General features: G+C 42.9%; 9 protein-coding genes. 6 read left to right on the top strand and 3 right to left on the bottom strand.

The window, feature by feature from the left end; all coding sequences use genetic code 11:
* Positions 1-389: 389 nt before the first annotated feature.
* Both pyk and ACVBIU_RS17630 read right to left on the bottom strand, forming a co-directional pair.
* Complete coding sequence (pyk, locus tag ACVBIU_RS17635; protein ID WP_447161945.1) at positions 390-1,829, bottom strand: pyruvate kinase; 1,440 nt, start codon at positions 1,827-1,829, stop codon at positions 390-392.
* 184 nt (positions 1,830-2,013) lie between these two features.
* Positions 2,014-2,868, bottom strand: a complete 855-nt coding sequence (locus ACVBIU_RS17630; protein WP_447164434.1) for a MurR/RpiR family transcriptional regulator — start codon at positions 2,866-2,868, stop codon at positions 2,014-2,016.
* Between the two features lie 315 nt (positions 2,869-3,183).
* Between ACVBIU_RS17630 and zwf the strand changes: the two genes are divergently transcribed.
* Genes zwf through ACVBIU_RS17610 form a run of 4 tightly spaced genes read left to right on the top strand, consistent with a single transcriptional unit; the run spans position 3,184 to position 7,877 of the window.
* The gene (gene zwf / locus ACVBIU_RS17625; protein ID WP_447161955.1) at positions 3,184-4,656 is read left to right on the top strand and encodes a glucose-6-phosphate dehydrogenase; all 1,473 of its coding nucleotides are present in this window, start codon (positions 3,184-3,186) and stop codon (positions 4,654-4,656) included.
* Positions 4,657-4,666: 10 nt separating this feature from the next.
* Positions 4,667-5,371 (top strand): 6-phosphogluconolactonase, encoded by a 705-nt coding sequence (pgl, locus tag ACVBIU_RS17620; RefSeq protein WP_447164433.1) that lies wholly within the window; start codon positions 4,667-4,669, stop codon positions 5,369-5,371.
* 10 nt (positions 5,372-5,381) lie between these two features.
* Complete coding sequence (gene edd / locus ACVBIU_RS17615; protein WP_447164432.1) at positions 5,382-7,208, top strand: phosphogluconate dehydratase; 1,827 nt, start codon at positions 5,382-5,384, stop codon at positions 7,206-7,208.
* Positions 7,209-7,229: 21 nt separating this feature from the next.
* Positions 7,230-7,877 (top strand): bifunctional 4-hydroxy-2-oxoglutarate aldolase/2-dehydro-3-deoxy-phosphogluconate aldolase, encoded by a 648-nt coding sequence (locus ACVBIU_RS17610; RefSeq protein ID WP_447161941.1) that lies wholly within the window; start codon positions 7,230-7,232, stop codon positions 7,875-7,877.
* Positions 7,878-7,956: 79 nt separating this feature from the next.
* On the opposite strand, the gene eco is transcribed toward ACVBIU_RS17610, so the two are convergent.
* Complete coding sequence (gene eco / locus ACVBIU_RS17605) at positions 7,957-8,550, bottom strand: serine protease inhibitor ecotin (RefSeq protein ID WP_447161940.1); 594 nt, start codon at positions 8,548-8,550, stop codon at positions 7,957-7,959.
* A gap of 807 nt (positions 8,551-9,357) precedes the next feature.
* On the opposite strand from eco, the gene dmeF reads away from it, so the two are divergent.
* Both dmeF and ACVBIU_RS17595 read left to right on the top strand, forming a co-directional pair.
* Positions 9,358-10,395 (top strand): CDF family Co(II)/Ni(II) efflux transporter DmeF, encoded by a 1,038-nt coding sequence (dmeF, locus tag ACVBIU_RS17600; protein ID WP_447164431.1) that lies wholly within the window; start codon positions 9,358-9,360, stop codon positions 10,393-10,395.
* A gap of 26 nt (positions 10,396-10,421) precedes the next feature.
* Positions 10,422-10,841, top strand: a complete 420-nt coding sequence (locus tag ACVBIU_RS17595) for a MarR family winged helix-turn-helix transcriptional regulator (protein ID WP_447161938.1) — start codon at positions 10,422-10,424, stop codon at positions 10,839-10,841.
* The last annotated feature ends 212 nt before the right edge of the window (positions 10,842-11,053 follow it).

The following is an 11,053-nucleotide window of genomic DNA, read 5'->3' as shown; positions in this document are numbered from 1 at the left end:
TTTGCTATCTGTGATTTGCTATCTGTGATTTGCTATCTGTGATTTGCTATCTGTGATTTGCTATCTGTGATTTGCTATCTGTGATTTGCTACCTGTGATTTGCTATCGATAGCCGATAGCTAATATCGATAAAGCGGCTGAAGCTGAGGTTTAACTTGAAAAAACAGCTAGGCATTAGCATTCATCGCCTTGTCTTGACCGATAACTTTCTAGAGCTTATTTCACCAGTATAAATAATCAGCTGAGATTTATACGCTATCCTACAGCTAAAGATTGATTATTCAATGGTTTTACTTTGAGAGGAATAAAAAAAGCTACTATTAACAAATAGTAGCTTTTTATTTATTGCGTCCATACCTTAGAGCGGCATGTCAGAATAGAAGAGGGCTTTAGCCTACAACAACAACTTTGCTAGTGTTAGTGCCACCCACAGTTTCCATTGCGTCACCCTTCGTCATCATCGCCATGTCACCTTTTACTAGGTAACCCGCTTGAGAAAGTGTCTCTAGTGCTTTTTGTGCAACAGTTTCTGGCGCGTGTGCAGTTGAATCAAAGTACACAGGTTGAACACCACGGAAAAGTGCCATTTTAGCGAGTGTTGATTCGTGACGTGATAATGCAAAGATAGGTAGCGCAGAGCTGATGCGAGACATCATTTGCGGCGTCGCACCAGATTCAGTTAAAGCGATAATCGCTTTAATACCTTCAAGGTGGTTAGCAGCATACATAGTTGATAGCGCGACAGTTTCTTCGATGGTAGTAAACTGCTGATCAAGTCTGTGCTTAGAAACCTGCACACTAGGATGTGATTCAGCACCTAAACATACCTCTGCCATTGCTTTTACGGTTTCTTCTGGGAAGTCACCAGCAGCGGTTTCAGCACTGAGCATAACAGCATCTGTACCATCAAGTACTGCGTTCGCAACGTCCATAACCTCAGCGCGAGTTGGCATTGGGCTAGAGATCATTGACTCCATCATCTGAGTTGCGGTGATGACAGGCTTGTTCAGTTGACGTGAGCGGCTGATTAGACGCTTTTGAACTGCTACAAGAGCAGGGTCGCCAATTTCAACACCTAAGTCACCACGTGCGACCATCACTGCATCAGATGCAATAATTACATCATCCATAGCTTCATCAGTGGCTACGGCTTCAGCACGTTCTACTTTAGAAACGATAAGCGCGTTGCTACCAGCTTTACGTGCTAGATCACGTGCGTAGTTTAGGTCTGCTCCACTTCTTGGGAACGATACCGCAAGGTAATCAACACCAATCTCTGCGGCAGTAACGATGTCTAGCTTATCTTTTTCAGTAAGGGCTGCGGCCGACAAGCCACCGCCTTGCTTGTTGATACCTTTATTATTAGATAAAGGACCTGCGACGGTAACGATAGTATGAACCTTGTTACCTTCAACTTTTTCAACGCGCAACTGAACTCGGCCGTCATCAAGCATTAAGATGTCACCAAGACTCACGTCTTGCGGTAACTCTTTATAATCGATACCGACTTGTGTCTCGTCACCTTCGCCTTTACCAAGATCGCCATCAAGAGTATAAGCTTGACCAAGCTCTAACATAACCTTTTGGTTGTCTTTGAAAGTTGAAATACGAATTTTTGGACCTTGAAGATCGCCTAAAACCGCAACATGAACGCCGAGCTCTTTTGCAATAGCTCGTGTATCGTTTGCGCGTTTTTTATGATCTTCTGGTGCACCGTGAGAGAAGTTTAAGCGAACAACGTTAGCGCCAGCAGCAATAATGCGGCGTAAGTTGTCATCACGGTCGGTGGCTGGACCCAAAGTTGTTACAATTTTGGTTCTGCGGAACATGACATACTCCGTTAAGTTTTAAAAAATTCTGATTCTATATTACCAGACAATACCCGTTAATGTAGTAAAATTACGAACAAAATGATCTAACTCAAGTTTTTAATTTTGTGACCTGTTGCAACAATAATTTAGAAATCGGCAATTTAACTTAGGTTAAATTGCCGCAAATTATGTAGAAAGTCAGTTACAGAACTGGATCTTTGTCTATTCTTGATTCTTTTAACACTTCCTTTACTCGCTTCAAGTTTTCACGGAAACGAGGGCCTCTTCTGAGGGTAAATCCTGTTGCTAGCACATCTATTATAACTAATTGTGCCAAACGTGAAGCCATAGGTAAGTACATATCTGTATCTTCAGGCACTTCCATTGTTACTGGAAGTGTACAAACCGTTGATAACGGTGAGTTACGGGCAGTAATACCGATAACTGCAGCACCGTTTTCGCGAGCTAGTTTAGCGATGTCGATAAGCGACTTTGTACGGCCTGTGTGCGAGATAAGCACCACTACATCGCCTTCATTACTGTTTATACAGCTCATGCGCTGCATTAGAACATCGTCGAAACTGATGACAGGAACATTAAAGCGGAAGAATTTATTTTGTGCATCATGAGCAACGGATGCCGATGCCCCAAGACCAAAAAACGAAATGGTTTTTGCTTGCGTTAGAATATCTACAGCCTTATTAATCGCAGCGGTGTCGATACTTTGCCTGGCGGTATCTAAAGAGGCCATAGAAGATTCAAATATCTTGGTCGTATAAGAATCGGGACTGTCGTCCTCTTCTACGTGGCGGCTGACATAAGGAGTACCATTAGCAAGGCTTTGCGCTAGGTGGAGTTTAAAGTCTGGAAAACCTTTAGTATCAAGGCGACGGCAGAAGCGGTTAACCGTAGGTTCACTCACATCAGCCATTTTAGCCAAAGTGGCGATACTTGAGTGAATAGCCGTTTGTGGCGAAGACAAAATAACTTCTGCAACTTTACGTTCAGATTTACTAAAATGGGTAAGGCTTTTTTGCACCTTTTCGAGGGTATTCATATGCGTACGTCCACTCAATAGTAATGTAGTTTTATTATATTTTGTTAAAGCTTTTAAGTTGTCGTTTTTAAACCGTGATTTCCGGAGCGTTTACGCCGACATTAATTTATAATGACAACAGGTACAAACACGATAAATTTTAGTAATTTTATCACAAAAGCATATCAGATTATGGGCTAACATACCTAATATGCTAACTTGAAGTTTATTATAGAATTTAGATGCAATTACTTATTTGTGTTGTTATATTACAACAAACGTGTGAATTCTCATCAAAAATGGTGGGGCACAGTGTCAAAAGGAGATTTTGAAGCTATGGGCATAACGACACCAAAAGCCAAAGCTTGTGATTTTGTTCTATTTGGTACCAAGGGGGATCTTGCTAAGCGTAAGTTACTTCCTTCTTTATACCAGCTTGATAAAGCAAACTTACTGAATGTCGATACGAAGATCCTCGGCGTTGCAAAAGATGACTTCAGTCAGGAAGAGTATCGCGAGTTAGTCATCACCGCATTAAAGACATTTGTTAAAGACGAACTCTGTGAAGAAACAGTGAATCGTTTCTTGAACCGTTGTCACTATATCGGCACTAACTTCACGGTTGCTGATGGTTACCAAGCATTCCATGATATTTTAGAGCCTGAGAAGCGCGTCATGGTGAGTTACTTCGCGACACCGCCAGCCATCTTCGGCGATATTTGTCGTTGCCTCCATGAACAAAATCTTATCTTCCCAGACTCTCGTGTTGTTTTAGAAAAGCCAATCGGCTCCGATCTAGCAAGTTCTCGCATCATTAACGATCAAGTCTCTGCTTACTTCGAAGAAAACCAAGTTTATCGTATCGACCATTACCTAGGTAAAGAAACGGTACAGAATTTACTTGCACTTCGCTTTGCTAACTCTTTGTTTGCCTCTAAGTGGGATAACCGTACTATCGACCATGTGCAACTCACTGTTGCTGAAGAAGTGGGTATCGAAGGTCGTTGGGGGTATTTCGACAAAGCCGGTCAGATGCGCGACATGATCCAAAACCATTTATTACAGGTGTTGACGCTTGTTGCAATGGACCCGCCAGTTAACTTAGATGCTGATAACATCCGTGATGAAAAAGTAAAAGTACTTAAGTCATTGCGTCCAATTAACGCTGACAACATTTATGAGAACACGGTTCGGGGCCAATATAGCTCAGGCTTCCTAAAAGGTGCGCCAGTACCTGGTTACTTAGAAGAAGAGGGCGCAAATGTTCAGTCTAATGCTGAAACCTTTGTTGCACTTCGCGTGGATATTGATAACTGGCGTTGGGCAGGCGTGCCATTTTACTTGCGTAGTGGCAAGCGCATGCCATTTAAGAGCTCTGAAATTGTGGTGTACTTTAAAAATCCACCCCACAACCTTTACAGCTCTAATTACCGTAACCTACCACCCAACAAGCTTACTATTCGGTTGCAGCCTCATGAAGGGGTTGAAATTCAGATGTTGAATAAGGTGCCTGGCCTAGGTGAAAAGCAACGTTTGCAAACCACCAAGTTAGATTTAAGTTTCTCTGAAACCTTTAAAAATGAACGCATTGCTGATGCATATGAACGTTTATTACTCGAAGCGATGTTAGGTAATCAGGCATTATTTGTGCGCCGTGATGAAGTTGAGCAGGCCTGGAGCTGGGTCGACGGCATCATTCAAGCATGGGAAGAGACTGACGAAAAACCAAAGCCTTATCCTGCTGGAACATGGGGACCGGTGGCATCGGTCGCGCTTATCACTAAAGATGGCCGTTCTTGGGACGAGTAAGGGAGAACCAATGATTCAAGAAACTGTTTTCAAATCATTTGACAATAAAGAAGCACTCGAAGCGCAGCTGGCTGAACGCATTGCTAATCAATTGCAAGAAGCTGTTGATGCTCGAGGCAAAGCGAGTCTTATTGTCTCTGGTGGTTCAACTCCGCTTAAGTTATTTGAATTGCTCAGCAAGAAAGGTATTGATTGGAGTGATGTTTACATCACTCTAGCTGATGAGCGCTGGGTGAGTGCCGATCATGGTGATTCAAACGAACGCCTTGTTCGCAATAATTTACTAAAAAATAGAGCCGCGAATGCGAAATTTCGTGGCTTGAAAAATATGTATTCTTCGCCAGAAGAAGGCTGCGCCATGGCGATTGAGCAGCTTGGTAGTTTCCCTAAGCCATTCGATGTTGTTGTATTAGGCATGGGTAATGACGGCCATACCTGCTCTTGGTTTCCTTGTGCCGCAAAAGCAGAACTTGACAACGCATTAACGACAACTGACTTATGTGTTGCCGTTAAGCCGGGCAATGCACCTCATTCAAGGATCTCGTTGTCGAAGTCTGCCATTTTAGCGAGTCGTCAAATTTATTTACATATCGTTGGTGAGCAAAAATTAGATGTTTACCGACAAGCACTAGCAAGCGATGACAGTCGTGAAATGCCGATTAGAGCCGTACTCGATCAGCATAAAACGCCTGTTGATGTTTACTGGAGCGCTTAAAGGAGTAATTATGCACAGCGTTGTACAATCTGTTACAGACAGAATTATTGAACGAAGCAAAGATTCTCGCGCTAAATACCTAGCGGCGCTCGATGATGCTAAAAATAAAGGTGTCCACCGCAGTGCGTTAAGTTGTGGTAACTTGGCGCACGGTTTTGCTGCATGTAACCCTGCCGATAAGTCAGCTATCAAGCAATTGAACAAGGCTAATATCGGTATCATCACTTCTTACAACGACATGTTGTCAGCGCACCAACCTTATGCTGCGTATCCTGACTTGTTGAAACAAGCATGTAATGAAGTGGGCAGTGTTGCTCAAGTCGCTGGCGGCGTGCCTGCTATGTGTGACGGCGTTACACAGGGCCAACCGGGTATGGAACTGAGTTTGCTAAGCCGTGAAGTGATTGCCATGGGCACCGCTGTGGGCTTATCTCACAATATGTTCGATGGAGCATTGTTGCTGGGTATTTGTGACAAGATTGTGCCAGGTCTATTAATTGGCGCACTGAGCTTTGGTCATTTGCCAATGCTATTTGTGCCAGCAGGCCCAATGAAGTCAGGGATCCCAAACAAAGAAAAAGCGCGTATTCGTCAGCAATACGCCCAAGGTGAAGTCGACAGAGCTGCACTTTTAGATGCAGAATCTAAGTCATACCATAGCGCAGGTACCTGTACTTTCTATGGTACTGCTAATAGTAACCAATTAATGCTTGAGGTTATGGGGCTGCAGCTACCAGGTTCATCTTTCGTTAATCCAGATGATCCACTACGCGAAGTCTTAAGCAAAACGGCTGCTAAGCAGGTATGTCGTTTAACCGAAATGGGGACCCAGTACACGCCTATCGGTAAAGTGGTTTCTGAGAAATCAGTCGTTAACGGTATTGTGGCGTTATTAGCTACGGGTGGCTCAACTAACCTTACCATGCATATCGTTGCTGCAGCGCGCGCAGCTGGCATCATCGTAAACTGGGATGATTTCTCAGAGCTTTCAGATGCCGTTCCACTTCTTGCACGTGTTTACCCCAATGGTCACGCTGACATCAACCATTTCCACGCAGCGGGTGGTATGGCGTTCTTGATTAAAGAACTGTTAGAGGGCGGTTTGCTACATGAAGATGTCGATACTGTGGCAGGCTTTGGTCTTAAGCGTTACACCCAAGAGCCGCAGGTTCGTGATGGCGAGTTAACTTGGGTCGATGGCCAACAAACAAGCTTAGATGATGAAGTGCTAACGAGCCTAGATAAGCCTTTTCAAAATAATGGTGGCCTTAAACTGCTTAAAGGTAACCTTGGCCGCGCGGTGATTAAAGTCTCTGCAGTACAAGAACAACACCGAATTGTTGAAGCGCCAGCTGTCGTTATTGACGATCAAAACAAACTTGAAGCCATCTTTAAAGCCGGCAACTTAGATAAAGATTGCGTAGTTGTCGTTAAAGGCCAGGGTCCTAAAGCGATTGGTATGCCTGAACTGCATAAGCTCACGCCAATCTTAGGAACGCTTCAAGATCGAGGGTTTAAAGTTGCGTTGTTAACTGACGGTCGTATGTCAGGCGCATCAGGTAAAGTACCTGCAGCTATCCACTTAACGCCAGAAGCGTTAGACGGTGGTCTAATTGCTAAGATCCATAACGGTGATTTAGTTCGAGTAAACGCCACAACGGGAGAGCTAACCCTACTCGTTGATGAGGCTGAACTTAACGTCAGAACGGCTGAAAAAGTTGACCTTCATAAGAGCAGCTACGGTATGGGACGAGAGTTATTCGGTGCCCTTCGTTCAAATTTAAGTAGCCCCGAAACTGGTGCTCGTTGCACGAGTGCAATTGATGAAAACTATTAATGTTTAAGGAAGAGTAACGCAATGCTTGAGAATAACTGGTCAATACAGCCACAAGATATTTTTAAACGCAGCCCTATTGTTCCTGTCATGGTGATCAATAAGATTGAACATGCCGTACCGTTAGCGAAGGCGCTTGTTGCCGGTGGTATTTCTGTGCTTGAAGTCACTCTACGCACTGACTGTGCGTTAGAAGCGATCACTAAAATTGCACAAGAAGTTCCAGAAGCATTAGTGGGTGCTGGTACTATTCTAAATAAGGCGCAGCTTGAGCAAGCGGTTAATGCAGGCGCACAGTTTGTGATTACACCAGGTGCGACAACTGAACTGTTAGAAGCTGCAATGGAAGGGACAACACCATTGATCCCTGGGGTTGCTAGTATCTCTGAAGTGATGAAAGGCATGGCACTGGGTTATACAAACTTTAAGTTTTTCCCAGCTGAAGCTTCTGGCGGTGTGAATGCACTTAAAGCCTTTTCAGGCCCATTAGCCGACATTCGTTTCTGCCCAACGGGTGGCATTACGCCAAGTAGTTATAAAGACTATTTAGCACTTAAAAATGTCGATTGTATCGGTGGCAGCTGGATTGCGCCAACGGATGCGATGGAGCAAGGCGACTGGGAGCGGATCACCGCTTTATGTAAAGAAGCCATTGGTGCATTAAAAGCGTAATTGGTTCTGAAATATTAAAAAAGCTACCAAATTGGTAGCTTTTTTGTTTTTAGCGTTGGAATAAGCCTTAAAACAGAAATTACTTGGTATTACCTGAGTAGTTAAACTGAGACTCTACCTTCCAAACACGGTAACGTACCTGGGTATTTTCTGGTAGATAAAATACTTTCGGTAAACGGCTATCGTATTTAACCATTAAGTCAGCATTGATCTTTAAGAACTTCTCGGTTTTTGCTTGCTCAAAGCAGGCCATCATAGTGCTTGGGCCTTCAGAGATCTTATCAACTTGATAGTAGCTATATCCCCACCCTTTCACTGTATGCTGTTTCAATTCACCCACTAAACGATGTTGATTACAATCAACCATTTGGGTTTGGCCAATTTCAATCTCCACCCTGTAGTCAGCTTCATTATCTAGCTTTGGTAATGTCAAAATATGCTGCTCTTGGCCAGTTGCTGGCTTAGGATACATTTTAGTTTCACTGGTAGCCCCTGTGTCAGGATTGCTGTAATCACTGGCGCTATAAATCTGTGCACTGATCATATTTTGATTGACTCCAGATGGATGAGTTGGGCTGGTTGCACTGGCATTAAATGAAAAAGTAGCAAAAACTAAAGATGAGGCTAAAAGAGTACGGCCAAAGCGTTGGTTTAAGGTAGTCAGTAAGGTCATACATTCTCCAAAAGAATAGGTGTTGTTTGTCTAATACATCTATAAACGGGCTGGTTTATAAAAAGGGTTAAAAAATAATATTTTTATTAAATGACAATAAAACCATTCTCAACGGTGTGAACAAAACTTGAATTCAACCCCATAGCGGTATGGAATATTACTTTTTATAGCCAGGTTGAAACGAGGTGGGTAAATGGATTACAAATGTGTTGATAATTTATCGGCTATAGCTTTTGTTGTTAGTCGAGCAAGTTCCATAAAGGCGAGGCTTGAGGGAAGAGTCTGAAGCTGATCACATGCTGGCTTTTTTTATTGAATTTTGGGATCTAAAGGCGTAAGTTTAGTTTGAGTGTCAAAATAGTCGGTTATCGAACTAGTTGGTTGCCGAACTAGTTGAAGGTCAAGGTAGATGGTTGTCAAAATACTTATCAATCAAATTAATTGGCGATCAAAATAATTGGCAGACAAAGTGGGTGAAGGTCTAAATATTTCGAAGACTTATAGTTAGTAGTTAGTAGTTAGTAGTTAGTAGGTCATGTGATATGGCCCTAAGACTATTATGTGCTGATGAGGTACAGCGGTCAGTCTAAACGGGTGCGTAAGCATAATGACTATGCATGATGTCTATTTATACTGTCTGTTCATAATGTCTATTTATAATGTCTGTGCATGAGGACTTATCATGATAGCTATGCATGTTTATACATAATTGAAGCCGGTAGGGCAGCAAAATACACATTTAAACAAAAGTATAAGCTCAGCGAACAAGCTTGAGGTCGTCAACAAAGTAAAAGGTAGAGGGTTGTTATGGGAAACGTTAAGCAGACAGTCATTAATTGTCCTCATAAGCAGGGTTTTTCTACCCACAATAGTGCAGGGGAGCGCAATACTGCCTATGTTCTAGTGCTAACGATAGTGACAATGTTAGCTGAGATTATTGCCGGCACCCTATACGGCTCTATGGCCTTACTTGCTGATGGTTGGCATATGGGGACGCATGCTGCAGCGTTCATGATCACCTTATTTGCTTATCGATATGCCCGCAAACATGCTAATTCAGCAGAGTTTTCATACGGGACAGGTAAGGTGAGCGTACTGGGCGGCTACACCAGTGCAATAGCGCTAGGTCTCGTGGCGCTTGTTATGCTGGTTGAGTCTGGTGTGCGACTATTTAACCCTCATGAAATATTTTTTAACCAAGCCATTTTAGTTGCAGTGATCGGACTAATAGTGAATATCGTAAGTGTGTTTTTATTAAAAGACCATCACGGCCATGCTCACAGTCACAGTCACTGTCACAGTCACAGCCATGCTCACAGTCATCATCATGACACTAGCGAGTATGAAAATAGCGATGACGCAGGTGATCAGCATGAACACACTCATGATAAAAGTGAAGTGAAGCATAACCCAAGTCATGACCATAATTTACGAGCAGCATATTTTCATGTACTTGCTGATGCGTTAACGTCACTACTTGCGATTGTTGCCTTGTTAATGGGTAAGTACTTTGGATTGAATTGGCTCGACCCATTAATGGGGATTGTTGGCGCCATCATCATTAGCCGTTGGGCTTGGGGGTTATTAAAGCAAACTGGTCCCATTTTGTTGGACGCGAGTATTGAACAGACGTATATCGAACAGATAAAACACACCCTTGAGCAAGAGCAGGCTCAGGTTGTCGATTTGCATATTTGGAAAATCAGCGCCGACCATTATGCAGCGAGTATGGTCATACATTGTGACTGCAATAACAACGTCGGTTATTTTAGGAAAAAGCTGTCAGATTTCGAGCGTTTATCCCATATCACTATTGAAGTTAATCCGCTGACTCAGGCACAATAAGCGCCTAATTATTAGGAACTAATTATATGAATAACCAAGATGATAATTTAAATCATGCCATGATCGAATTTTACGAGAAGTTATCATCTTGGGAAATGGCTGTAGTCAAAGATAAAGGCTTTAGTTTACCTCAAGTTCACACGGTTGAAATTTTGGGCTTAAATGGTCCAATGCGAATGAAAGAGCTCGCACAAAAGATTGGTATTACCACTGGGACATTAACTGTTCAAATCGATAAAATGGTTGATGCTGGCCTAGTTATTCGAGTCCCACATGCAAATGACAGACGCTCAATATTAGTTGAGCTGACTGAAAGTGGACGCGAAATGTTCGAAGAGCACGATAAACTTCACATACAGCTTACTCAAGACTTAACGGCTAAGTTTGATGCTACCGAGCGCGCTCAGTTATTACATTTTTTAGAAAGAATTAATCGAGAATTCTAGACAATAAGTTTAGCTGTATTAGTGGCTATACAAATATGACTCGCGAGCGGGTCATAATCAATTACACCTTCGCGCGTTACCACATGCTAATTATCTTTTACTATACCCAAACGACTTGAACATGCTCATTTCAGAGGCCTTGCGCGAGTTCAATTCTAGGCGTATTAGCGTAGGAATGGTAACTCCCTTTTAAGCTAGTGCAACAACGAAGT

This window comes from Shewanella sp. 30m-14 (assembly GCF_052977125.1).
The sequence above is the reverse complement of the archived record's forward strand: the minus strand, read 5'-3'. Positions and strand labels throughout refer to the sequence as shown.